The sequence below is a fragment of the Georgenia halophila genome (assembly GCF_039541595.1).
Genome location: NZ_BAABGN010000009.1, coordinates 65,814 through 91,283, shown reverse-complemented (window position 1 = coordinate 91,283; position 25,470 = coordinate 65,814). Strand labels below are relative to the sequence as shown.

The following is a 25,470-nucleotide window of genomic DNA, read 5'->3' as shown; positions in this document are numbered from 1 at the left end:
TCGTGCGGGCGGGTGGACGGGCAGCTCGGGCTTGTTCGTGCTGGGGTCAGCTGTCCGGCGGGTCGGTGGCCGGCGCATCGGCCAGCCCCAGCGCGATCACCTGCTCGCACCCCAGCAGCAGGACCCCGACGCTCCAGGCGTGCGACAGCGTCAGCAGCATGCCTTTCGGCTGGAAGCAGCTGGTCTGGTAGTACCGCTCGGTGATCATGCCGCGGTAGGCGTTGAGCTCGCCGTCGGTGCGGGGGACGAGCTGTCGGAAGCACGCCAGGTGCTCGAGGGCGCGCTCGGCGTAATGGTCGTCGCCGCAGGCGCGCGAGAGCTCCACCATCTCCTGGGTGCACACCAGTCCGTAGGCGTGCAGGTGCTGGTTCGGCGGCGACGCCTGGTCCGCGCCACGCGTCGCGAAGTCGTAGACACCCAGGGTGGTGAGCGCCTCGAAGGTGACGTTGTAGGTGTAGCGGAAGGTGAGCATCCAGTCCGCCGCGCGACGCGCGAGCTCCAGCCATCGCGGCTTCCCGGTGCGCCGGTGCAGGGCCACGTAAGCCATCACCGCGGCGTAGCCGTCCTCGGAGCTGGGTGCCAGGTCGACGTCCTCGGGTGCGCCGTGGATGAACTCCTGCTCGACGAACCGGGCGTAGTAGTGGCCGGCCCGCTCGGCGACCACCAGGTATCGCCCGTCGGCGTCCAGCGGCTCCGCCTCGCACAGCGCGGCGATCCAGATCAGGGCCGAGGCTCCGGACCAGGAGAGCACCTCACCGGTGGCCGCGTGGTGCATCGCCCCGAGGTTGCCGTCCTCGCGCTGCCGGGCGGCCATCGCGTCCAGGTTCGCGCGCGCGGCCGTGACCCACGTCGGGCGGGACGGCCCGCCCACGTCGTCGCCGAGCGCCAGCGCACGCAGGAGGAACAGCGTGGCCTCGCCGAGAGTGCGCGCGTGCAGGGCGCCCGCGACCGGCGACCAGCTCTGCGACCACCCCGTCTCGCGCTCCCACCGGCCCCAGAAGGTGCCGCACGGCGCCCGCTCGGAGCAGATGAGGTCGATGACGGACTCCGCGGCCAGGGCCTGGGCCGCGCTGTCGTCGACGGCTGCGTCGTCCCCGGCGGCGCGCGTGCCGCGGACCCGGCGGGCGTGCGCGAGCAGCGCGAAGGCCCACGGGATGCCGCTCACCCACCCGACGTGCATCGCCTGGCGGTCCACCGGGGCGCCGTCGCCGCCGCGCACGCCCCGGTCGAAGCCGACCGTCTCGAGCAGCACACCGGGATCGGGGTCGTAGTGCCACCGGTACAGCCCGTGCGCGGCGATTCCGGCGGCCTCCTCGACGGAGACCCACGGCTCGACGGGTGCGTGCGCCGCGAAGCCGTCGCGGAGCTCGCGCAGCACCGGGGCGTAGCCGTGCCGGTCCTCGCCGAGCACGTAGGCCCGGGCGTGGAGGGTCGTGCGGTCCCCCGGCTGCCACGTCCAGGTACGCACGTCCGCCGGGCGCGGCGTCTCGGACCCGTCGTAGGTGATCGGGTCCTCGCGGTACGGAAAGGTCAGGTGGACGCTCGCCGTCTTCGCGTCGTCGTCGTGCCGCAGACCGAGGCCAACCATCCCCAGGGGGGAGAGCTCCTCCCCGACGAGCGCCATCCCGGCTCCGGCGCCCCAGCCGAAGACGGCCGGCGACGCCGCCCGGTCCGCCCGCATCTCCCAGTGGTCGCTGACCATGCTTCGGGGGTCACGGTGCCCGACGGCGAAGCGGGGGTAGAGCCGCTCGCAGTCCAGCGGGCGGTTCTCGCCGTAGAACGCGCCCGGCACGAGCCACCACGGGTCGTCGACGTGCGCCATCTCCAGGCGCACCCGCACGGCACCCTCGACGGCCGCGGCTGTGGCGTTCTCGACCGTCACGACGACGTCGTGGCACCCGGCACCTCGTGGCGTCACGGTCACGGCGCCCGCCAGGGTCTCGTCGAGCGGTGCCACGGTGCCGTCCGGCCTGACCAGCTCGGCGTGGAGATCCAACGCGGGCCGCCGGCCGTCGTCGGAGCGCAAACGGACGGTGGTGCCTGCCAGCTCGGTCATCGGCCGGTCAGTCATCGTCAGCGACGTTCCCGCTGTCCCGGCGCGTTCCGCTCGGCCTGGTCGAGGGTGTCGGAGGCGTCGCGGTCGGTGGACTGGTCCCGGCCGGACTGCTGCTCCGCCCGGGTGGACCATCTGCCCTTGCTCGGGGCCAGGACGGCGCCACGCTCGAACGGCCCGGTACCCAGCTCGGTGATTTCGAGGTCGCCACGCGGGCCGTCGGCGAGCTCCCACTCGACGAGGTCGACCTCCACCACGGGACGTGCGACGTCGCGTGGGACGCGGAACGTGCGGATCTGGCTCGGCCCGAAGTCCGTCTCCAGGGTCCGGCCCACGACGGGCAGCTCCAGCCTGGCGCGAGCCGGCCGGCCGGTGGTCTCCACCGCACGCACCACGAGGTCCTGGCGGGCCTGTCCCTCGCCGGCGTCGCCACCGTCACCGTCGCCGAGGCCGACGTCGACATCGTCCTCGCTCGCCTTCACGGCCGTGATCATCACCTGACCGTCGCCGTCGCTCGCGCAGGACAGCGCGTCCGGGAGCGGGCCGGCGTGGAAGCTCTCCAGCATGGCGCGCACCGGTGACTCGAGGACCGCGGCGCGCCGGGTGAGCCCCGCCGCCCGCCAGTCCCCCGCGTGCGGCACCACGAGGTACCGGAAGGACTGGATGCCCTGGTCCTGATAGGCGTAGATCCCGTCCGGGTCCAGCAGTCGCGGGTCGTGCCAGGAGTAGACCGGGCTGCGGACCGCGGTCACGCCGATGCTCGCGCCGCTGCGCTCGTCCGCCGGGGAGACGTCGTAGCCGTGCTTGGTCTCCGTGACGACGGCGAGACCCGCCGTCGCGTCGGCGTCGCGGCCGGGCAGCGTGCCCGTCAGGTCGACCCAGGACTGGGCGGGCTCCTCGGCGCCGTCCACCGGCCGCTCGATCGAGCCGAAGGGGACCTCGTAGGTGGCCGTGGGCTGCTCGAGCGCTGTCGGGAAGCGCATCTTGAGCAGGTGCGAGCGCTCTCGCCAGTCCAGCGTCACGCGGACCTCGAGCTGGTCGCTGGCGTGCCCCAGGACCAGCTCCTCGACCATGGTCGAGCGGCCCCACTCGCGCTCGACACGCAGCCGTGCCCGCAGCGGTCCTGCCTCGCGCAGCACCACCCGGGTGGTGCTCATCGGTTCTCCGGGCCAGGCGTAGGAGACCACCCGGTGCCCCCACGTGTCGGTGGGGTCCTCGCACACCTGCAGGTGCTCGCCCGGTGCCCCGGCGACCAGATCGGCACCGGAACGCTTGTCGAGGAGGGAGCTGAGCCATCCGGTCCGCGGATCCACCTCCACGCGGAGGAAGTCGTTCTCCAGCACCGCCGTGGTGGCGTGCAGCGGCCCGGGCGCCTCGCCGCTCCACGCGAGGTCCTCGGGCGCAGCCCCGCCGCGCAACCGGTACAGGCGGTAGCCGAGCGCCGGGACCTCCGCCTGGAAGGCCTGCGCCGCCCGTCCCTTGTCGTTGGTCGTGGCCACCGGCTGGATGCGTTGGGACGCGGTCTGGCGGCCGTCACCGTCGACCACGTGGACGCCGCCCTGCTGGGCGCCGTACTGCAGCTCGACCTGCGTGGTCACCGGCCACGGGTGCGGGTTGAAGACCACGACCGGCTGGGTCCCCTCGTCCTGCGGGATCTCGAGCTGACCGGCCAGGACGTTCTGCACGCGGGTGATGATCCGCTGCGAGATGGAGATCGCCTCACCCAGCTGGTCGCGTGCGTCGTCGTACGCCGGCTCGATCGCCGAGCCGGGCAGGACGTCGTGGAACTGGTTGAACAGCACCTCCTTCCACGCGCGGGCCAGCTCGTCGCGCGGGTGGTCCATGCCCTGCCAGAGCGCCCCGAGGGCCGCCCACCGCTCGGCGGAGAGGACCTTCGCCTGCGCGCGACGCTGCCACGCCTTGATGCCCGAGTGCGCCGAGTAGCAGCCCGCCGCGTGGTGCTGCAGGTCCTCGCGCCACACGGGTAGCTCGGCCATACCCTCCGGGCCCTTGGCCGCGGCCAGCGCGTCGAAGTAGCGCCGCGGCGAGGACATGCTCAGCCGTCCGAAGGACCCCATCCGGTCGTAGCGGTAGATCGACTCGATGTTCGCCCGGGTGGGCCCGCCGCCGTGGTTGCCGACCCCGTAGAAGACCATCAGGTCGCCGAGGCCGCGGTCGGCCTGGCCGAGCGACTTGTCCGTCTGCCCGTCCACCTGCCCGGGCGGGCTGCCGTACTCGTAAGGGATCCGGTAGCCCAGCACCCGGCTGCCGTCCGGGGACTCCCACCAGAACGCCGTCGCGTCGAGCTCGGACTCGTGCGGCCCCGGCCGGAGGAAGACGTAGGAGTCCATCCCCTGGCCCCGGAGGATCTGCGGCAGCATGACGTTGTGGCCGAACGGGTCCACATTCATGCCGACGTCGGCCGTCACCCCGAACTTCTCCGCGAGGTACCGCTGCCCGTAGAGGCCCTGCCGGACGAAGGACTCCCCGGACGGCATGTTGCAGTCCGGCTCCACCCACCAGCCACCGACCATCTGCCAGCGGCCCTCGCGGACACGCTCCTGGATCTTGGCGAAGAGCTTCGGGTCCGACTCCTCCACCCAGGACAGCAGCACGATCTGGTCGCAGGTGAAGATGAAGTCGGGGTACTCCTCCATCCGGTGGATCACCGACCAGAACGTCGCCCGCGCCTCCTGGTACCCCTCCTGCCACGGCCACAGCCACACCGGGTCGAGGTGGGCGTTACCGACCATGTGCAGCGTGCGGTCCGGCGTGGCCAGCGGCCGCTCCGGCTGGAGGTCCTTCGGCTGCTCCCCCAGCGGCGCGTTCGACAGCGGTCCTCTCCGCGACGGTGCGTCCCCGGCGGTCGAGCCGGGGGCGGTCGTCCGGCGAGCGGCACTCATAGGTCCTCCTTCGCGGCCCATGCATCGACCATCTCACTGATCACGTGCAGCAGAAGTGTGTGCATCTCTTGAATCCGGGGGGTCGTCGTGGACGGTACGAGCAGGGCGTGGTCCGCGTGGTCGTGCGCATGGCCGCCGTCGCCGCCACCGAAGAGCACGGTGGCCGCGCCGGCACCGCGCGCCGCCGCGAGACCGGCGACGACGTTCGGGGAGCGGCCGCTGGTGGTGAAACCGGCGACGACGTCACCCGGACGCGCCAGTGCGGTCACCTGGCGTGCGAAGACGTCTCCGTAGGTGTAGTCGTTCGCGATGCACGAGGTGACCGTGGCGTCAGCGGTGAGGGTCACCGCCGGCAACGGGCGGCGCTCCCGGCGGTACCGGCCGACCATCTCACCGGTGAGGTGCTGCGCGTCGGCGGCGCTGCCACCGTTGCCGAACGTGTAGAGCACACCGGACGGCGAGGTGGCATAGGCCCGGCACAGCAGGTCCCCGACCGCGGCCGCGGCAGGGAGCAGCCCGTGCAGGCTCTCTGCGGCCGACACGTGGTCGGCGACATGCCGCTCCATCCAGCTGGTCACCTCAGACACGGACATCCTCCAGCATGTCCTGGGCCACGGCAGCCGCGCCGACCACGCAGACCTCCTCGCCCAGGGCGGCCGCCCGGATCCGGACCGCGCGCCCGGCCGGCCCCATGGCCTCGTCGGCGACGATCCTGCGCACCGGTGCGAGCAGCTGCTCGCCGGAGCGGACCACTCCCCCGCCGAGCACCACCAGCTCCGGCTCGAACACGTTGACGAGGTCGGTGACCGCGCTGCCGAGCGCGTCGACGGCGTCTGCCCAGAGGGACCTCGCCAGCGGGTCCCCTGCGCGTGCGGCACGGGCGATGTCCTCCGCCGTGGGCGTGTCCGAGGCGCGGAGCAGCGACGCTTCGTGGCCGTCGGCCCCGGAGGCCAGCGCCTCGGCGGCCCGTTCGGCGATCGAGGACCCCGCGGCGTACGCCTCGACGCACCCGGTGCGTCCGCAGGTGCACCGGCGGCCGCCGCGGCGCACCATCAGGTGCCCGAGCTCGCCGCCGTTCAGGGCCGCTCCGCGGTGCAGCCGGCCGTGTACGACCACGCCGCCGCCGACGCCGGTCGAGACGGTCAGGTAGACCATCGTCGAGGTTCCCCGGCCCGTGCCGAACCGGTGCTCCGCCAGGGCGGCCGCCGTCGCGTCGTTCTCGAGAGACGACGGCACGCCGAACGCCTCGCTGACCCGGTTACCGATCGGGACATCCACCCATCCGGGCAGGTGCGGCGGGCGCAGCAGCACACCGGAGGTCGCATCGAGGGGTCCGCCGCAGGCGACGCCGACGGCGGCGACCGCGGTGCCGACGTCGTCCAGCACGCGCCGGCCCACCTCCAGCAGCCGGGTGATCACCGTGTCCGGCCCCTGCTCACGCCGCGTGGGCACGATGCGTAACGAGTGCGTGCGCCCGTCCGCGGTGACGACGGCCGCCGCCAGCTTGGTGCCGCCGATATCGAGCGCAAGCACCGGGGGCGACGTTGCTCCCACTGGGTCTCCTCGGTCAGGCCTGCGAAGGTGCGGGCCGCGCGACGGCATCTGGCATCGTTACCACACGCATGCTACGCAGCACCGGCCGACCATGGCAACGTTGCCACATCGTTTGCTCCTGCGCTCTCGACCGCCGCCAACGACAGCGGGGCAACAGCGGGGCGACATGCGAAGGCCATTCCTGCCGGACCCGCACCACTGTGCCAGGACGAGCGACTCAGGAGGCGGGCGGCGCCGTCGATCCGCGCACAGTCAGCGGGGCGGCCAGGACCACCGTGCGCGGAGGCGCTGCCGGGTCCTCGATCCGGTCCAGCAGGCGGGTCACGGCCGCCTCACCGACCGCCACCGAATCCTGGACCACGGCGGTCACGGTCGGGGTGACCATCGTCATCCACGGGGCGTCGTCGAAGGACGCCAGGCTGAGATCGGAGGGGATGTGCAGGCCCATGTCCGCGGCAGCGCGCCAGGCCCCCTCCGCGAGCACGTTGTTCGCGGCGAAGAGCGCCGTCGGTCGGGCGGGCGAGGCGAAGAGCGTGGTCGCGGTCGCCTTCGCCGCGGCGACATCCCAGCCGGAGGCCACCACGAGGCCGCGGTCCACCTCGAGGCCGCGCGCCTCCAGCGCGGTGCAGTAGCCCTCGTAGCGCTCCCGTCCCGTGGTCCAATCGGTCTCGTCGATCAGCAGCGCCACGCGCCGGTGGCCGAGGTCGAGAAGGTGCTCGGTCACCTCCCGCGCCGCCTTGCGGTTGTCCACGACGACGGCGTCGCACGTTGCCGGGGCGAACTGGCGGTCCACCTCCACGGACGGCACCCGGTGCCTGCCGAGATAATCGGTGATCGCGGCGGAGCCGGGGGTGACCACGACGCCGGCGACCCGCATGGCGACGAAGGCCTCGGCGCCCTCGACCTCGTCCGTCGCGCCGCCGCCGAGATCGGTGAGCGTGATGGTGTACCCACGGGCACGCGCCGCGTTGCCGGCGCCCGCGGCGAGATCGGCGTAGAAGGAGTTGCGCAGGTCGTGGACGAGCACGCCGACGGAACGGCTGACGCGCTGCTTGAGGTGGCGTGCCATCGCGTCTGGGACGTAGCCGAGCTGGTGCGCGGCCTCCTGCACCCGCTCGCGCACGGCCTCCGCGGCGTAGCCGCGCCCGGTCAGGGCACGCGACGCCGTCGACTGCGAGACGCCCGCGGCCACGGCGACGTCACGGATCGTCGCCCGCTTCTCCGGCGGGATCACCGTGACGTCGCGATCGCCGGGCCGGCGGGGGCCGGCGTTTGCTGACCGTCTCCTGCGTCGTCGCCGGCCGCACCGTCCGCGGCGCCGCCGTGCACCGCGCCTTCCCGGCCGTCGGGGACGGACGAGGCGACGACGTCGACCATCGCCTCGCAGTGCTGGCCCAGGCGGAGGTCACCGACGGTGACGTCGATCGCCAGCCGCGCGCGGCGGAGCAGCTGGGCCCCGATGGTCACACCGATCCGCACCGTCCGCTCGCCTCCGGGTGGCAGCTCCGTCTCGAACGCCGGCCGGTCGGTCTGCCAGTCGCGGGGCAGGACGGGGACCAGTCGTGCCCGAGCGGTGTGCGCGTGCGGGTTGCGCACCGTCACGTCGAAGGTCGCCGTGCTGCCGGCCTCGGCCCGTGACAGGTACGGGGCGATCCTCGCGATCGTGCCGTCGGCCCCGAGGTCGATCTCGTCGAGCGGGAGCAGGTCGTGGTGGGTCTGGACGAGCTCCTCGCCCTCGTCGGTGAGCATCTGGAGGTACGCCTCGTCGACCCAGCGCGGTTCCCAGTGGCCACTGACCATGACCCCGGGCGCGATCCGTCGGTAGAGGTCGGCGCTGGCGCGGTAGTCCTGGACCCGGAAGCGGTTCCGGTACTGGTAGTTGAGGATCTCGCGACGCTCCCCGGGGACACCGAGGCCGTTCTGCTGGTCGCCCGTGACGAGCACCCGGACGCCGTCGACCTCGACCTCGAAGCCGGTGTGGAAGAGCGTGTGTCCGGGCAGATCGTGCACGGTGATCTCGTACTCCCGCCAGGTGAACGACTCGCCGACGGGCAGCACCCGGTCGGACGGGACGGGGTCGTACCACTGGCACGGCAGGTCGTACCGCATGGGCTCGGCCAGGATCGGCGCGACGTTCTCCGCCGTCCACACCTGCGTGCCCTCGACGTCCCGCAGCAGGTTCAGCCCCGCGACGTGGTCGTCGTGGTAGTGCGTCGCGAGGGCGACCTCGAGGTCGGTGACCCCGTGGTTCTTGCGCAACGCGGACAGCGACGCCAGCCACGGCCGGCGCGAGGCCCGGTCCGCACCCGCCGGGAGCCCGGTGGTCATGTCGTACCCGTAGTCGATGATCATCGCCGCGCCGGAGCGGGAGATCAGCACGTAGCTGCAGGACACGCTCGTCCGGTTGAGCAGCAGATGGTCGGTGATCGGCACGTACGGCGAGTGCAGGCGCGGACGCAGGTCCCAGGGGTAGGGGCGGCGGGAGTCCACGTACCTCTGCATGCGTTCGGCGAGGAGCTCCAGCGCCGTGATCGGGTCCTCCATCGGCTCGCCGTGCGAGGGGAGGGCACGGTCCAGCCGCTCGCGCAGGAGCAGGTAGCAGCTGAGCACCGTCATGGCGGGGCCCTCGTTCTCGGTGTAGGACCACTGCGTCGCCGCGAGCGACCACACCTTCCCGGGCGCGTAGATCAGGTCGCCCGTGAAGGCGATCCGCTCGCCCGAACGCTCGACGATGTACGTGACGGAGCCCGGGGTGTGCCCAGGCGTCACGTGCACCTCCACCGTGACGCCGTGGTAGTCGGCCGAGCGATACTCCGGCACGGTGCTCGCGACCTCGACCGGCTCGAGGATGGAGAACCGGTCCTGGCGCAGGTTGTAGTCGTTGACGACGTTGCGCGTGCGCCACATCTCGTCGACGTTGCCGAAGAGATCGCGCTCGACCGGCGGCACGTGCACCGCCGCACCGGCCTCCACCGCCCGCCAGAGACCCTGCCCCTGGTCCCGGTGGTGGTGTGTCATCAGGACGTCGGTGATCCGGTCGACACCCATGGTCTCGAGGTGGTCGAGCACGTCACCGGACCCGAAGTCGATCGCGACGGCGGTCTGCTCACCACTTCGGGGTTCCGCCAGCACCACGTACACGTTGCAGGTGTCTTCCAGGCAGAAGACCCCGGGCGCTACCTCCGTCGGTGTGCTCACGATTGTCGATGGTATCGATTCCACACGTGCGCTCCAAGCACGGGCCACCGGCGCTGGTAACGTTCTGACAACGATCCCACAGTCGATGCCGACCTGGAGCCGTCATGCCGCGGATCACGGAGATCCTTCTCCTGGGCCACACCCATCACGACGTCGGCTACACCGGCAGCCCGCGGGTGGTGGACCGGAGGCACCGCCGAGCCGTCGGTGAGGTCCTCGACCTGTGCGACCGGCACGCCGAGCCGGGCCCCGAACAGTTCCGGTGGACGTTCGAGGTGGCCCGGCCCGTGCTGGAGTTCGTGCGGACCGCCCCGCGGCGGGACGTCGAGCGCCTGGCCGAGCTGGTGCGTGCGGGCCGGATCAGCGTCACCGGCGGCTACCTGAACATGACCCAGCTCATCGGCGAGCACGAGCTCGACGCCTCCTACGAGCAGCTCGACGATCTGGCCCGAGCCGGGATCCGCGTGCGGACCGAGCAGCACGGCGACGTCAACGGAATCGCCTGGGGAGCGGTCACGGCCATGCGCCGGGCAGGCATCGACCGCCTCGTCATGGCGCTCAACCCGGACCACGGTCGACCGCCCTTCACCCAGCCGACGGGCTTCTGGTGGGAGGGGCCCGACGGCGAGGCGGTCTTCGTGTGGCTGTCCACCCACTACGGGATCGGCGAGCAGTGGGGCATCGTCGACGGCGAGGTGAAGACCGCCGAGCAGCACATCGCGCGGTTCGTCTGCGAGCTCGAGTCGCGCGCCGACTATCCCTACGGCGTCGCGCTGGTGCACGCGGCGAACGACAACCGGTGGCCGACCGCAAGGTTCCTCGACGTGGTCCGGCACTGGAACGCCACCCATCCCGAGACCCCGATGCGCACGGCGACCGTCGACGAGGCCCTCGACCGGGTGCTGCCGACGGCCGAGCGCACGGCGGCGCCGACGGTCCGCGGGGAGTGGTCGGACTGGTGGTCCCACGGCCACGGCTCGACCGCCCGCGACGTCGCCCTGTACCGCTCGGCTCGCACGTTCGCGCTGACGGGGCGGGTGGCGCACGCTCTCGCGCGCCTGCGCGAGCCGGTCCCGGTGCCCACGGCGGAGGTCATCGGCTACCGCCGCGGGCCCGTCCAGCTCCGCGACGCCGCCGAGCTCTCCGCCGACCTCGCCATGGTCGACGAACAGCTCCTCCTCTTCGACGAGCACACCTGGGGCTCCTGGGAGAGCTACTCGAGCGCCGGCTCGGACTTCACCCACTCGCACTGGAACGCCAAGGCTGGGTTCGCCTGCGCCGCGCACGACTGGGGCCGGGACGTCGCCGTGGAAGGCATGGTCCGCCTGCTCGGTGACTCCGGCGGCGGAGGACCCGACACCACCCGCGTGGCGGTGCTCAACCCGACGGCGCGTCCACGGACCGAGCCGGTGAGCGTGGAGGTCGATCTGCGGAGACGCGTGCTGCTCGCGCGGGACGTCCCCGCCTTCGGCGTCGCCTGGTTCGACCTGCCGCCCTCGCCCCGGCCCGGTCCGCCGGCGCGGACCATCGCCACGGCCAGGTACGAGCTCACCGTCGATCCGCGGCGCGGCGGCGTCGCCTCCCTGGTGGAGCGTGCGACGGGGCGTGAGCTGGTGGACGGCGACGCAGAGCACGGGCTCGGCGCCGTCGTGGTGGAGCAGGTGGCGCCCGGTTCGGATCACCCGATGGTCACCCGCGACCCGAAGCACTTTCGTCCCGAGGACCCGGGGCCGGAGTTCGTGCTCGCCCTGGCCCGGCAGGAGGCGGAGCCGACGACGGAGTACGGACCGGGTCATGCCGCCATCACCTGGCGCGCGAGCGGCCCGCACCTCGACGAGGTCCGGACGACGGTGCGCCTGTACGACGACGTCGACCTGGTCGACGTCGAGGTCCGGGTGACCAAGCCGGAGGTCTTCGCGCCCGAGAGCGTGTTCGTCGCCTTCCCCTTCGACGTGCCCGGACGGCACTTCTGGCTCGAGACGGCCGGAGCGGTCTTCCGGGCCGGCGACGAGCAGCTGCCGGACACCTGCATGGACTGGTACTCCATCCAGCACGCCGCCGCGGTCGTCGACGGCGCGGGTGACGGCGTGCTCTGGGGCAGCTTCGACGCCCCGTTGGTGCAGGTCGGCGACGTCCACACCGGGCGGTGGGCCCGCGAGCTCCGGACCCCCACCGGTCACCTCAACAGCTGGATCATGAACAACCTGCACTTCACGAACTTCCGGGCCGCGCAGGGCGGGACCGCGACGTTCCGCTACCGCTTCGCCCCAGGGCGGGGGCTGGACCGGGCCGACGTGCGCCACCTGGGGCGCGCGGTCCTCCAGCCCCTCGCGCCACGGGTCATGACCGGCCCGACGGCGATGCGGGGCAGCGCCGGGCTGGAGGTCGAGCCGGCGGAGGACGTGCTGGTGGACCTGGCTCCCGGCGCGGACGAGGCAGAAGTGCGCATCCGGCTACGCGCCGTTCGGGACAGCGACGTCCCGGCCACGGTCCGGTGGACGGGTCCGGGCAGCGTGGAGCTCGAGGCGGGGCCGGCCGGCCGCCCCGGCGGCGACGACGGTCGGGGCGCCGTGCGGGTCGTGGTGCCACGCCACGGCGTCGTCGATCTCCTCGCCCGCCGGTCGTGACGTGGCCGGCGTCAGGAGTCGGTCGGCCGCAGGCGCAGGGTCACCACCTGGAAGGGCCGCAGGGCCAGCTCCATCGTCCCGGCGCCCGGCTCCGCGCTCAGCGGTGCGAGGGCGGCGATCTCTGCGTCCTCGCGCTCGAGCAGGTCGCACACCCAGGCGCGCTGATAAGCGAACGAGGCAGTGAGATGGACGGTTCCCCGGCTTCCCAGGGACTCGTACAGGCGCACGACCACGTCGCCGGAGCGATCGTCGGCGAGCTTGACCGCCTCGACCACCGCCGGTGAGCTCACCCGCACGAGCGGCTCGACCGGCCCCGCACCCGTGCGCCGCCGCGCCGGCAGGTTGGCGCGATACCCGGCGCGCACGGCGTCGTCGATCTGGGCACCGACGACCAGTGCGTAACCCAGGCGGTGCCGGCCCTCGTCGGTGTCCGGGTCGGGGTAGCGCGGGCCGCGCAGCAGGGACAGGCGCACGGTGGTCGGCCCTGCGCCGCTGGCCTCGCCGGGTCCGGGACGAGTGACGTCGTGGCCGTACGTCGAATCGTTGACCAGGGCCGCGCCGTACCCCGGCTCGGCCACGTGCACCCAGCGGTGGGCGCAGATCTCGAACTTCGCCGCGTCCCACGACGTGTTCGTGTGCGTGGGGCGGTGCAGGTGTCCGAACTGGATCTCCGAGGTCGAACGCTCGGCGTGCACATCGAGGGGGAAGGCGACCTTGAGGAGCGCCTCGCGCTCGTGCCAGTCCACCTCCGTCGTGAACTCCACCTGGCGCTGCCCGGCCGCCAGGGCGATGCTCTGGCTGTACGCGGAGCTCTTGTCCACGCGGTGGGCGCGTACGACCGGCCGGTACGGGTCGGTCGTGTCCAGGGACAGCTCGGTGACATCGATGAGGTTCCGGCTCCGGTTCCGGTAGAACTCGTCGATGTCCCAGGCGTCGAAGCGGTTGGGCGTGTCCGGGTGGAGCTGCAGCACGTTCGCCGGTCCGGCGAGCACCTCGCGGTCGGCGACCAGGTCACGCACCGAGGTCACGGTGCCGTCCGCCCCGACCCGGACCCGCACCAGACCGTTGTCCAGGAGCACTCCGGCGGCATCCTCGCGAGCCTCGACCTGGTCGGCCGGGGCCGTGGGGACGGCGGCGCCCAGGGCCGGGACGCCGTCGCGCTCGTGCGGGGCGGCGTTGAACACGAGGGGCTGCTCGCCGCCACCGGCCAGCGCGTCGAGGGCGGTGTCGACGATCCGCTCGAGCCGCTCGGCCAGCCGGCCGTAGGTCTCCCGGGCCTCGCCGTGGACCCAGGCGATGGAGCTGCCCGGCAGGATGTCGTGGAACTGCAGCAGCAGCGCTTCCTGCCACAGCGAGTCCAGCTCGGCGTAGGGGTAGTCGGTCGCGCCGGCGACCGCGGCGGTCGCCGCCCAGAGCTCCGCCTCCCGCAGCAGGTGCTCGGTGCGCCGGTTGCCGCGCTTCATCTCGTGCTGGCTGGTGTAGGTGCCGCGGTGGAACTCGAGGTACATCTCGCCGGACCACACCGGGGCGTCGGGGTACTCCTCCTGGGCGGCGGTGAAGAACGCGGCGGGCGTCTGGATCGCCACCTTCGGCGAGCCCTCGAGGTCGGCGACGCGCTTGGCGACCTCCAGCATCTCCCGGGTGGGGCCGCCGCCGCCGTCGCCGTAGCCGAACGGCAGCAGCGAGCGCGTGGCGCGGCCGTGCTCGGTGAAGTTGTCGACGCCGCGGGCCAGCTCGTCCGCGGACAGCTTGGAACTGTAGGTGTCGGCCGGCGGGAAGTGCGTGAAGATGCGGGTGCCGTCGATGCCTTCCCACCAGAAGGTGTGGTGCGGGAACGGGTTGGTCTGGTTCCAGGACATCTTCTGGGACAGGAACCACCGGAAGCCGGCCAGGCGGGCCAGCTGCGGCAGCGCCCCGGAGTAGCCGAAGGAGTCCGGCAGCCAGACCTCCTCCGGCTCGACGCCGAACTCCTCGGCGAAGAAGCGCTTGCCGTAGGTGAACTGCCGCACCGTCGCCTCGGCGCCGGGCATGTTCGTGTCGGACTCGACCCACATGCCGCCCACGGGCAGGAACTGCCCGGAGGCCACCTTGTCCGTGATGCGCCGGTAGACGGCCGGGTGATGCTCCCGCATCCAGGCGTACTGCTGCGCCGAGGAGCACGCGAAGACGAGCTCGGGGTACTCCTCCGCGAGCGTGGTGACGTTGGTGAAGGTGCGGGCGCACTTGCGGATCGTCTCCCGCACGGGCCACAGCCATGCCGAGTCGATGTGCGCGTGCCCGACCGTGGCGATCCGGTGGGCGCTCGGCGCCGCCGGGGACGCCAAGGCCGGTGCGAGCCGCGCCCGTGCCGAGGCGGCGCCGGCGACCACGTCCTGCACGTCCAGCTCGTCGAGCATGAGCTCGAGGGCGCGGCGGATCTGGTGACGTCGCGGGTCGTTGTCCGCGAGCTCCTGCGCCAACCCGTGGAGCACCTGGATGTCGAGGACCAGGGCGTGCACCTCGTCCTCGACGACGGCGATCTCCGCCTGCTCGAGCTCGTACAGCAACGTGTCGGGCACGGTGGCGAGGTCACCGAGCGGCGAGACCTCGCCGCGGAAGGTGGGGTTGGCGGCCGCCTCGACGTACACGTCCACCTCTTCTCCGCCTCGTGCGGAGCCGGTGACCGGCACGTAGCTCGTGCGCGGTTCGATGCCCTTGATCGGCTCGCCGTCGGGGGTGTACGCGAGCCCCTCGCACCGGAAGCCGGGTCCGCCGGTGCCGAAGCCGAGGTCCACCAACAGCTCCACCCGCCGTTCCCGCATGGTCTCGGGCACCGCACCGGTCAGGTGGAACCAGGTCGTGCCCCAGGCACGGCCCCAGCGCTCGCCCACCGTGGTCGGCGCGTACTCCATCGCCAAAGCCTCGGCCGGTGGCACCGGTTCGCCGGGCAGGTGGGCGACGCCGACGGCGACCGGCACGGCGTCGCTGTACCGCGCCGGGACGATCCGTTCGCGCAGCGTCCGCTCGATTCGCTCGGTCAGGTCGGACACGGTCCGGTGCATGGCTGCTCCGTCGTAGCTGGGGTGTCCGGGCAGCGGTCGCGCGTGCTCCGGGCGGGAACGCCCGGACCGGTCGGCAGGTCCGCGGCTCTATGAGAACGTACCCATACGCTCTGGAGGGGTCAACGGCCGGCGGCCGAGGTCAGGCCCGGATCGCCGGCGGAGCGGTCGAGCCGCGATGGACCACCGGCGCGGGAAGGACGATCGTACGGGCCGGTGCGTCCGGCTCGGCCAACCGCTCGAGCAGCATCTCGACGGCGGTCTCCCCCAGCGCCATGACGTCCTGGGCCACAGCAGTGACTCCCGGAGTGACCATGGACATCCACGGGGCGTCGTCGAACGACACGAGGCTCAGATCTTCGGGGATGCGCAGGCCCAGCTCCGCGGCGGCTCGCCACACGCCCTCGGCCAGCACGTTGTTGGCGGCGAACACGGCGGTGGGACGGTGGTCGTCGGCGAGCAGGCGCAGGGCTGCGGCGAGGGCGGTGCGCACGTCCCATCCGGAGGAGACCACGAGCTCGGGAAGGAGGTCCAGGCCTCCGGCGGCGAGCGCCTGCGCGTAGCCGGCGTGCCGGTCGCGTCCGGTGGTCCAGGTGGTCTCGTCGATGAACAGGGCGACGCGCCGGTGCCCCTGCTCCAGCAGGTTCTCGGTCGTGCGGTAGGCGCCCGCGACGTTGTCGACGACGACGGCGTCGGAGATGCCCTCGGCGAACTGCCGGTCGACCTCGACGACCGGGACGCCGTGCCGGCCCAGGTAGGTGCCGACGTCCTCGGAGACGGCCGTGGCGATGACCCCGGCGACCCGGAGGCCGACGAACGCCTTCGCCGCCTCGACCTCGTCGCCGCCGCCGGCGTCGCTGAGCACCATCGTGTACGAGCGCTGCCTCGCCTGCTTGCTCGCGCCGGCGGCGAGCTCGGCGTAGAAGGAGTTCGTGAGGTCTGAGAGCAGCACGCCGATGGAGTTGCTGCGCTGGCGACGCAGGTGCCGGGCGGTGGCGTCGGGCACGTATCCCAGCGACTCGGCCACCTCGAGCACCCGCCGGCGGGCCGCATCGGCCACGTAGCCGCGGTCCGTGAGTGCCCGGGACGCGGTCGAGCGGGACACCTCGGCGGCTTCGGCGATGTCGTTGATCGTGATGCGACGCGGCGGGACGGTCACCGTGCCAGGTCCCGCCTCGGCCACTGCGCACCCTTCGTCTGCGTGCTTCCGTACAGGGAGCGCCACTATAAGCCTGCCGCGGCAACAAAGTGGTATCGATCCCATGGACCGGCGGACCCGACTTCGATAGCGTCCGTGCGATGCAGCGGCAACGAGTGCCCAGGTCCGCTCCGTCCGTCGCCGCGGGTCTGACGCCCGTCCCCCGGGAGGTGAGCGGCGACGGCGAGCCGCTGGCGTTCCGGGATGTGGAGGTGTCCGCTCCCTCGGGCTGGGAGCAGGCCCGCCGGCTGTTGGCGGACGAGCTCGAGCGTCCGGGTCGAGCGCTCGAAGGCTCGGCATCCGGAGGGACCTCGTCCAGCGGCACGATCGAGCCGCTCACGGTCACCATCGACGTCGACACCGGCCTGCCGCCGGAGGGCTGCACGCTCGATGTCGCGCCGGCGGGCGAGGGTCCCACGGCCACCATCCGCGCCGCCGACCCGGCCGGCGCGTTCTACGGCGCGCGGACACTGGTGGAGCTGGTACGCCAACGACCAGGTCACGTCCCACGGCTGACCGTCCGGGACTGGCCCGGCCTCGAATGGCGTGGCACGGTCGAGGGCTTCTACGGGCCGCCGTGGACGCACGCCGACCGCCTGGAGCACCTGCGCTTCGCCGGCCGTCACAAGCTGAACCACTTCGTCTACGCACCGAAGGACGACCCGTTCCACCGGGACCGGTGGCGGGAGCCGTACCCGCCGGAGGAGCTCGCGCGGCTGGCCGAGCTCACCGCCGCCGCGCGGGCCCAGCACGTCCGGTTCGTCTACGCCCTCTCCCCCGGGCTGTCGATGCGCTACTGCGACCCCCGGGAGCACGAGCTGCTGCGGGCCAAGACCGAGCAGCTCTGGGACATCGGGGTGCGCGACTTCGCGCTGCTCTTCGACGACATCCCCACCGAGCTGACTCACCCCGGGGACCGGGCGAGGTTCGGCAAGGGCACCGGCGCCGCCGGCGCGGCCCACGGATACACCTGCGCACAGTTCGTCGAGCACTTCCTCGCGCCGCGCACGGTGAGCGAACCGCTGCTGATGGTCCCGACCGACTACGCCGGCACGACGACGTCGCGCTACCGCGAGCACCTGGCCGCCACGCTGCCCGCCGACGCGCTCGTGTGGTGGACCGGGCGGGACATCGTCGTCGGCGAGGTCACTCGACAGGACATCGACGCCGCCGCCGCCAGCTACGGCCGCCGGCTGCTGCTGTGGGACAACTTCCCGGTCAACGACTTCGACCGCACCCGCCTCTTCCTCGGGCCGCTCACCGGACGGACCACCCGTCTGGAGGGCTCCGCGCTGGCGGGGATCAGCGCCAACCCGATGATCGAGGAGGCGCCCTCCCAGCTCGCCCTGGCGGCGGTGGCCGACTACGCCTGGAACCCGGCGGCCTACGACCCGGCGGCGTCGGCCTCGCGATCTCTGGCTGCGGTGGCCGGTCCGGCCGCCGAGGCGATCGCGCCGCTGGTCCACGCATGCAGCGCGTGGCCGCCCGGGGCAGCCCAGGACGCCCGGCTGGTCGAGCTGAGCGGTATCGCGCTCGGGCCCGACCGGCACGCGGCCCGGACAGCCGCCGATGAGATCCACGCCGCGCTGGCGGGCCTCGAGGCGGTCCACGACGCGGTCACCGACACCGCCACGGACGCAGGTGTCCTCGTGCGGCAGCTCGAGCCGTGGATCGTCGCCGGGACCGACATGGCGCGAGCCGGCCGCCGCGGCGTGGAGCTGCTGCTCGCACGGCTCGACGGCGCGGACCAGGGCACGGGTCGTGATGGCACGGGCGTCACCGATCTGGTAGCGAGTGCGGAGGCCGCCCTGGACGCCGCCGAACGTCACTACCCGAACGTGCTGCGGGAGGTCGTGCCCCCGTTCGTGCGGGCAGTGCTGCGCCCGGCACGCGCCTCGGCACCCGGCGCGCCGGCCGGCCCGTGGGCGATGATCGTGACGGCGCCCGAGCCGGAGGCCGGCGAGGAGACCTTCGCGCGGGCGCTGCGCCGTCGGGGGCTGGAGGTCCGGTTCAGCGCGACCGGCGACCTCGGTGAGCACGACCCGACGCATCCCGCGTCCCTCGTCGTGGTGGCGCGCAGCGCGGACCCGGCGGCTGCGGCCACCGCCGGCGGGGCACCCGTGCCGCTGCTGGCCTGGGCGCACCTGATCGACGCCGGACTGGCCACCGAGTCCGCGGTCATCCTCGTCGACGACCGGGTGGACGTCGTAGCGCCGGAGGACCCGTTGGCGGCCGGGTTCTCGGGTCGGGTGACGGTCTACCGCGGGCCGGGCAAGGTGACGTGGGGCGAACCCGCCGCCGGGGCCACCGTGGTCGCCCGCACCGTGGAGGGCGCCCGTCCGGCGATCTTCCGTTACCCCGCCGGCGCCACGCTGGCCGACGGCTCGGCCGCGGCGGCTCCCAGGATCGGGATCTTCCTGGGCCGTCCCGCGCTGGCGCCGTGGTTGCTGAGCGCGGACGGCCTGGCCCTGGTGGACGCCGCGCTGACCGAGCTCGTCGGCGGCGTCACGGGTCGGACGGTCACGGGCGGGGAGCTCAGGAGCCGGGCCGCGGGAACAGCCGGGTCGCGTCCCGGGTGACCTGAAGCTTCCAGGACCGTCCCGGCGGGGTCCCGGCAAGGGTCAGCAACCGTTCTCGCTGGCTGCGCAGCACCTGCTCGGTCAGCGCGTCGACGTCGACGGCACCCACGAGCTCCTCGTGGAGCGCGGCGCGCACCTCGGCCAGGTCGGGGTCTGCCGCGCGGTCGTGCTGCTCGAGCGGGTCCTCGACCATGTCGAAGAGCAGCGGCGCGTGCCCGTGGACGTAGACGTACTTGTGGCGGCGGGTGCGGAGCATGAGCATCGGCGCGATCGTGCCCTCGGCCAGGTACTCCACGACCGCCCGGTCCCGCCACCCGCCCTCGCCGTCACCACCGGCGAGCACGGAGCGGAGCGAGCGGCCGTCGAGCCCGGCCAGGCGCTCGGTCCTGTCCGGCACTTCGGCGAGGTCCAGCAGGGTGGCGGTCAGGTCCGGCAGCGAGACGATCTCGTCCCGGCGCCGCCCGCCCACGGCGGCGGGCACCGTCATGACGAGCGGCACCTTCGTGGCGCCGTCGTGGAAGGTGCGTTTGAACCACATCCCGTGCTCACCGAGCATCTCCCCGTGGTCGCTGGTGAACACCACCACGGTCTCCTCGGCCAGCCCCAGACGCTCGACCTCCCGCACGAGCGTGCCCAGGACGTCGTCCACGTAGCTGACCGCGGCGTAGTAGGCGCGGCGGGCCCGCAGCACCTCGGCCTCGGTGAGCGGGACCCGGTCGGCCTCGTGGTGGGTCTGGATCCACCGCACGAAGGGGTGGTCCGCCGGCGGACCCGGCACAGTCGGCGGCGGGATGTCCCGGTCGGCGTACCGGTCCCAGTACTCCCGGGTCACGAGGAACGGGTCGTGCGGGTGGACGAAGGAGGCGCACAGGAAGAACGGGCCGGGTTCGCGGCTCAGCCTGCGCAGGCTCGCCAGCGACGTGTGCAGCACCTCGTCGTCGTAGGACAGCTGCTGGCTCCAGTCCTGGACCGGCGGCAGGCGCAGCAGGTCGACGCTGGTGCCCGGGTTGGCCACCGGTCCCAGCGTCCAGTCCGGGGTTAGGTCCAGACCTGCCGGCGGCAGATCGGGGGTGAGCCGCTCGGTGAAGCCGTGGAGCTGGTCCGGGCCCACGAAGTGCATCTTGCCCGACAGCACGGTGGTGTACCCGGCGCTGTTGAGGTGGTGGGCCAAGGTCGGCACGCTCGCCGGCAGCTCGGAGCCGTTGTCGTAGATGTCGTCCCGCCGCGGAAGCCGGCCCGTCATCAGCGCCATCCGGGACGGCAGGCAGATCGGCGAGCTGCAGTAGGCGTTGGTGAAGGCCGTGCCGCGGGCGAGCAACGCATCGAGGTTGGGGGTGCGCACGCACGGGTGCCCCAGGCCCGCGATGACGTCGTGGGCCATCTGGTCGACCACGATCATCAGCATGTTCGGCCGGTCCCGGCTCACAGCGACAACACCTGCCCCTCGTCGCGGAGGGTCTCCTGCAGCTCGGTCACGTCGACCGCCTGCACGGCCCGTCCCGAGGCGGCGGCCCGGGCGGCCGCGAGCCCGGCGGCGTGACCGAGCATCTGGTACTGCACCTCCATGCGCACCGACGAGAAGGCCACCTGGGACGCGGAGACGCACACCGGGACGAGCAGGTTCGTGCAGTCCTGCGCACGCGGCACGATTGCCCGGTACGGGACGGTGTAGGGCGGCACCGGCACCGAGAGGTACCCCTCGGTGAAGACCATCGCCACGGGGCGCGGGTGCTCGTGCACCCACCGCCAGGTGCGCTGCACCTCGCGCACGTCCAGGTGGTAGGAGCCCATCGCCACGACGTCCCAGAACGCCCGGCCGGCCAGCAGGTCGTCCTCGGTGAGCACCAGCTCCCCGATCATCCGGCGCGCCTCGCGGACGTACAGCTGGTGCGGGAGGTGGCCGGTGTCGGCGAACTCCTCGCGCGGGAGCCCCCAGCGCTGCATCTCGGCGCGCACCGAGGCCGGCACGGCGGGATCGTTGGCGAGGAACCACAGGAAGTCCTCGGTGTGGTGCCGGTGGTGCATCCGCAGCTGCTGCCGGCGGGCGGCGTCGGCCTCGGGATACTCCCAGGCGGAGCCGTCGAGCACGTTGAGGGAGAACGGTCCGAGCGAGTTGCCGTCGCACTTGCCACCCGGGAGGTTCGGCTCCAGGCCGAGCAGGCGTCCGGCCGGTTCCTCGACGCCCTGGCGTGCCCAGTGGTCGAAGAGCCGCCGGCCCAGCTCCCAGTAGCTCTCGTCGTAGCCGTCCCGGCGCGTGAACGGGATGCGGTCGTCGGCGGTGGTCAGGCAGACCCGATAGCCGTAGGCCATGACGCCGCCGTCGCCGGCGCCGACCGGCGCCATGGGTCCGGGCTTGACCTGCGGGAGGAGCGGGCCCTCCTCGTGGCCGTCGGGGTCGCCGGCGAACGGTGAGATCCACGGCGGCATGGTGTGCCGCCCCGGGACGACCTCCTGCCGGCCGGCGTAGGTCTCGCCGTACCGGGAGCGGTCCTCGCGGCCGACGGCGTAGGGCACCCCTGCGCGGGCCAGCAGGTCGCCCTCGTAGCTGGCGTCGACGAATACCCCGCCCTCGATGCGGACGCCGCCGACGACGACCGACCGGATCCGAGCGTCCTCGGCGGCGACCTCTCCCAGCTCGTGCTCGAGCAGCACCTCCACGCCGGCCTCCTCGAGCCAGCGGCGGAAGATGGCCTCGGCCACGTGCGGCTCCGGGCCGGCGTAGGTGCCCGGGGCCACACCGTAGTGGTCCGCGACGGCCTGGCGGAACCGGGCGGCCGCGCCGCCGAGCACCCGGGTGTCGCCGATGTCGGTGTAGCCGAGGCCCCCGCTGGTCATGCCGCCGAGGTGGCGTCCGGGTTCGGCCAGTACGACCTGGGCGCCGTGCCGGGCGGCGGCGAGGGCGGCGCAGACCCCGGCCGAGGTGGCGGCGTAGACCACGACCTCGGCCGAGCGTGCCGGTGCGGCGCCGGGCGTGCTCATGACTGCCTCGTCGTGCCGGTTGGCGTCGCGCCGGTGGAGCGGGCGGACCGGTACCGTGCCCAGCTCTGCGCGACCAGCGCGAGGTCGGTGCCGTCGAGCGGTTCCCCGGAGCGGTCGATGGCCTCCGCGTAGTACAGGGCCGGCACCCCGAGGCCGGCCTGCTCCGCGACGTAGGCGCGCCACTGGGCCCGGTCGGGCATGGGCCACTGGTCGGTGTCGACGAGGTGGTGCGGCAGGGCGGCTCGCGCGACGGCGTTCCGGAAGCGCAGCTGCGCGGCGACGGGCACCACCTCGGTGGACGGGTCCCGCTCGAGGACGTCGTTGAGCCGCACCATGTCGCACACGTTCGCGAAGCCGGGGTGCGGGGTGTGGGTGATCATCAGCGCGTCCGGCTTGGCCGTCTTCAGCGACTCGTACATCACCGCGAGCATCGTGTGCAGGGCGGCGATGCCCCACGTCCCCGGCCCGGTGTGGGCGCGCAGCGACCGCCCGGCCGGTGCCCGCTGGGTGAAGTCGACCTTCACGCCGTCGGCGCCCAGGCCGTCGGAGCCGACGAGGTAGGCGGCCATGTCCGCCAGTCGACGGCGGTACGCCGGGTTCCCCGGGTCGACGGCGACCGGCCGGCCCCACGGGTCTCGCACGCACTCCTCGGCGGGCACCCCGGCCGGGTCCCAGGCCTTCCACCACAGCAGCACCCGCTGGCCGGCCTCGTGCCGGGCGGCGATCCAGGCCCTGAGGTCCGGCCAGTGCGTGACGTCGGGCGACGCGGTGCCGTAGGCCGCCTGCCACCGGTCGTCCAGCACGATGGTGCCCGGGACGACGTCGTGGTCGGCCAGGTGTGCGAGCAGCTCGTCGTAGACGTCCTGCCGGGCGACGTCGGCGGCGACGGGGACGCCGTCGGGGACGACGGCGGGGGCCAGGTCGGCCAGGAAGTAGGGGTGGCTCGGTGGCGCCCCGGGCAGCGGTGCGCGGGCGCACTGGGCGCCCCAGCCGCAGAAGATCGGCTCGGACCACCAGGCGGCCGGCGGGTACGAGGGGCTGGTGGGCGCGAGGCCGTGGGCGATCAGGTCCTCGCGGTGCTCGGCGACGGCGGTGAGCGGGTCGGTGGTGGGCCGCAGGACGAGCGCCGGGGTGGTGAGCTCGCCGTCGACGCGCGTGTGCCCGTCGTAATCGAGGGTCAGGAGGAACCCGCCGTCGACCGGCTCGTAGCGCAGCTCGGTGAAGGTCATCGCTTCCACGCCGGCGCGCAGCGCCAGGGCGAGCCACGGCCCGGCGGGGATGTCGGTGGCGTGCGCGGCCTCGTGCCGGCCGAGCACCAGGCACAGCGGCGGCGGGGAGAACACGGCGTGCAGCCGGCCGGCGTGGGCGTCCCCGACCACGCCGAGGACGGCGGTGCTGTGCGCCGGCCGGACCACCTGGACCGGTTCGGTGGGCGTGGGGTTGAAGACGCTGCGGAAGTCGATCGAGGAGCGGAAGGTGCCGCTGGCGCCGCTCGCCCTGACGGCGCACCCGCCCAGGAGCGTGACGTCGGTGAGGTCGCCGCGACCGCGGACCGTGACGGTGAGCTCCAGGGACTGCGGGCGGCACAGCAGCCGGACCTCCTTCTCGGCCCACCGCGTGGTGCGGTACCGGGCCCGGACGACCGCGCCCTCCTCGGTGCGCTCGACGACGGCCGGCCCGTCCGGGTAGGACTCGTCGGCCCCGTCCGCGCAGTCCACGGAGGCGAGGAGGCTCAGGTGGGACCAGATCCGTCCGTCGAGATCGGCGAGGACGGCCTTGGGAGCGTCGCGGCGCACCTCGACCAGGTACGTCTCGGCGGTGATGGTCGTCGCCCCGGGGTGGGCATCGATCTCCATGGGTCTCCCTCGGTGTTGTGGTCAGCCGAACGGCTCCACCGTGGGCGGCGGCGGGAGCTGCCCCGTCCGCACCAGCTCGGCGTAGTAGTGCCCGGAGTCCTTGATCGTGCGGCAACCGGTCGGGTAGTCGATGTAGGTCAGGCCGTACCGGGGGCGGTAGCCCATCGCCCACTCGAGGTTGTCCATGAGGGACCAGTAGGTGTAGCCGCGGACGTCGGCCCCGGCCTCGATCGCGCGCGACATGGCGCTCACGTGGTCGCGCAGCTGCGCGATGCGCCGGGTGTCGTGGACCCGGCCGTCGTGGGTGGGCGTCTCGCCGAACGCGCCGCCGTTCTCGGTGACGATCACCGGCGTGCCGGGGTACTCGTGATGGATCCGCAGCAGCAGGTCCTCGAAGGCCTGCGGTGCGATCTCGGAGCCGTCGTCGGTGCGGGCGACGTCCCCGCCGGGACTGACGACCTGCCAGGGGAAGGGCCGGCCCGGGCCCGGCTTCGCCGCCACCATGACCCGGCGGGTGTAGTAGTTCACGCCCAGGAAGTCGCTGCGGCCGCTGATCGCGGCCTCGTCGCCGTCGTGGATGAAGTCCAGCGGGCCGCCGATCGCCCGTTCCCAGTGCCGGTGCATGTCCTCGGGATAGCCCTCCCGCAGGAGGGGGTCGAGGTACCAGCGGTTGCAGTAGCCGTCCGAGCCGACGGCGGCCTCGGCGTCGGCCGCGCTGTCGGTCGCGGGTACGCAGGGCAGGAGGTTGAGCGCGGCCCCCACCCTGGTCCCGGGGAAGGACCGCAGGACGTCCGCGCCGGCGCCGTGGCCGAGCAGCACGTGGTGACCGGCAGCGGCCGAGGCGCGCAGGTCGGTCACACCCGGGGCGTGCAGACCCAACCGGTAGCCCAGCAGGGCGATGATCCACGGCTCGTTCTGAGTGATCCACCACTCGACCCGGTCGGCCAGCCGCTCCGCGACCTCCTGGGTGTACTCCCCGAATGCGGCGACGCTCTCCCGCCCCGCCCAGCCGCCGGACGCCATCAGCGCCTGCGGCATGTCCCAGTGGTTGAGCGTCAGCACGGGGACGATGCCACGCTCGAGCAGCCCGTCGACGAACCGCTCGTAGTGGTCCAGCCCGCGCTGCTCCACACGGCCCGTGCCCTCCGGCATGATCCGCGACCACGCGACGGAGAACCGGTAGGCACCCAGGCCGAGCTCGGTCAGCAGCGCGAGGTCCTCCCTCCACCGGCGGTAGGAGTCGCAGGCCCGTGACCCGTCCGCCCCACCCTCGATCGCCCCGGGCCGGCGGGCGAATGCGTCCCAGACCGACTCCCCACGGCCGTCGACGTCCAGGCTGCCCTCGATCTGGAAGGCGGAGGTCGCCGCCCCCCAGAGGAAGTCCGGGGGAATCTGCAGGGGCATGGGTCGGATCCTCCTGAGGTCGAGGGTGGTTCGAGGGTCGTTCGAGGACAACGGCACTCTGTGGGCACGCGGCAGGGGCCG

14 protein-coding genes are annotated in these 25,470 nt (G+C 73.1%); 2 read left to right on the top strand and 12 right to left on the bottom strand.

Annotated features, from left to right (window positions below; genetic code table 11):
• Positions 1 to 46 precede the first annotated feature (46 nt).
• The 6 genes from ABD907_RS10740 to ABD907_RS10715 form a co-directional block, all read right to left on the bottom strand.
• A complete protein-coding gene (locus ABD907_RS10740; RefSeq protein WP_345216254.1) occupies positions 47 to 2,071 on the bottom strand; it encodes a hypothetical protein in 2,025 nt (674 codons plus the stop codon).
• Between the two features lie 2 nt (positions 2,072 to 2,073).
• Positions 2,074 to 4,956 carry an alpha-mannosidase gene (locus ABD907_RS10735; RefSeq protein WP_345216253.1) on the bottom strand — a complete coding sequence of 961 codons (2,883 nt, stop codon included), beginning with the start codon at positions 4,954 to 4,956 and terminating at the stop codon, positions 2,074 to 2,076.
• Positions 4,953 to 5,549, bottom strand: coding sequence for a D-sedoheptulose-7-phosphate isomerase (locus ABD907_RS10730; protein WP_486334075.1), 597 nt, complete (start codon positions 5,547 to 5,549; stop codon positions 4,953 to 4,955). The genes ABD907_RS10735 and ABD907_RS10730 overlap by 4 nt, the downstream gene beginning before the upstream one ends.
• Complete coding sequence (locus ABD907_RS10725) at positions 5,536 to 6,510, bottom strand: ROK family protein (RefSeq protein ID WP_345216251.1); 975 nt, start codon at positions 6,508 to 6,510, stop codon at positions 5,536 to 5,538. Before ABD907_RS10725 ends, ABD907_RS10730 begins: the two co-directional genes overlap by 14 nt.
• A gap of 217 nt (positions 6,511 to 6,727) precedes the next feature.
• Entirely contained in the window at positions 6,728 to 7,744 is a 1,017-nt protein-coding gene (locus ABD907_RS10720) for a LacI family DNA-binding transcriptional regulator (protein ID WP_345216250.1), read from the bottom strand.
• A complete protein-coding gene (locus ABD907_RS10715) occupies positions 7,741 to 9,708 on the bottom strand; it encodes an MBL fold metallo-hydrolase (RefSeq protein WP_345216249.1) in 1,968 nt (655 codons plus the stop codon). The genes ABD907_RS10720 and ABD907_RS10715 overlap by 4 nt, the downstream gene beginning before the upstream one ends.
• Positions 9,709 to 9,812: 104 nt before the next feature.
• Between ABD907_RS10715 and ABD907_RS10710 the strand changes: the two genes are divergently transcribed.
• Positions 9,813 to 12,335 carry a glycoside hydrolase family 38 N-terminal domain-containing protein gene (locus ABD907_RS10710; RefSeq protein WP_345216248.1) on the top strand — a complete coding sequence of 841 codons (2,523 nt, stop codon included), beginning with the start codon at positions 9,813 to 9,815 and terminating at the stop codon, positions 12,333 to 12,335.
• Between the two features lie 11 nt (positions 12,336 to 12,346).
• On the opposite strand, the gene ABD907_RS10705 is transcribed toward ABD907_RS10710, so the two are convergent.
• Positions 12,347 to 15,376 (bottom strand): alpha-mannosidase, encoded by a 3,030-nt coding sequence (locus tag ABD907_RS10705; protein ID WP_345216247.1) that lies wholly within the window; start codon positions 15,374 to 15,376, stop codon positions 12,347 to 12,349.
• 139 nt (positions 15,377 to 15,515) lie between these two features.
• Positions 15,516 to 16,556: a LacI family DNA-binding transcriptional regulator gene (locus ABD907_RS10700; RefSeq protein WP_345216246.1), complete on the bottom strand. Its 1,041-nt coding sequence runs from the start codon at positions 16,554 to 16,556 to the stop codon at positions 15,516 to 15,518.
• A gap of 116 nt (positions 16,557 to 16,672) precedes the next feature.
• Between ABD907_RS10700 and ABD907_RS10695 the strand changes: the two genes are divergently transcribed.
• Positions 16,673 to 19,150 (top strand): glycoside hydrolase family 84 protein, encoded by a 2,478-nt coding sequence (locus ABD907_RS10695; protein ID WP_345216245.1) that lies wholly within the window; start codon positions 16,673 to 16,675, stop codon positions 19,148 to 19,150.
• On the opposite strand, the gene betC is transcribed toward ABD907_RS10695, so the two are convergent.
• Genes betC through ABD907_RS10675 form a run of 4 tightly spaced genes read right to left on the bottom strand, consistent with a single transcriptional unit; the run spans position 19,107 to position 25,389 of the window.
• A complete protein-coding gene (betC, locus tag ABD907_RS10690) occupies positions 19,107 to 20,576 on the bottom strand; it encodes a choline-sulfatase (RefSeq protein ID WP_345216244.1) in 1,470 nt (489 codons plus the stop codon). The two genes, ABD907_RS10695 and betC, sit on opposite strands and share 44 nt — an antisense overlap.
• Positions 20,573 to 22,129: an FAD-dependent oxidoreductase gene (locus ABD907_RS10685; protein WP_345216243.1), complete on the bottom strand. Its 1,557-nt coding sequence runs from the start codon at positions 22,127 to 22,129 to the stop codon at positions 20,573 to 20,575. The genes betC and ABD907_RS10685 overlap by 4 nt, the downstream gene beginning before the upstream one ends.
• Positions 22,126 to 23,985 carry a hypothetical protein gene (locus ABD907_RS10680; RefSeq protein ID WP_345216242.1) on the bottom strand — a complete coding sequence of 620 codons (1,860 nt, stop codon included), beginning with the start codon at positions 23,983 to 23,985 and terminating at the stop codon, positions 22,126 to 22,128. The genes ABD907_RS10685 and ABD907_RS10680 overlap by 4 nt, the downstream gene beginning before the upstream one ends.
• A 21-nt stretch (positions 23,986 to 24,006) precedes the next feature.
• A complete protein-coding gene (locus ABD907_RS10675; protein WP_345216241.1) occupies positions 24,007 to 25,389 on the bottom strand; it encodes a GH1 family beta-glucosidase in 1,383 nt (460 codons plus the stop codon).
• Positions 25,390 to 25,470 lie beyond the last annotated feature (81 nt).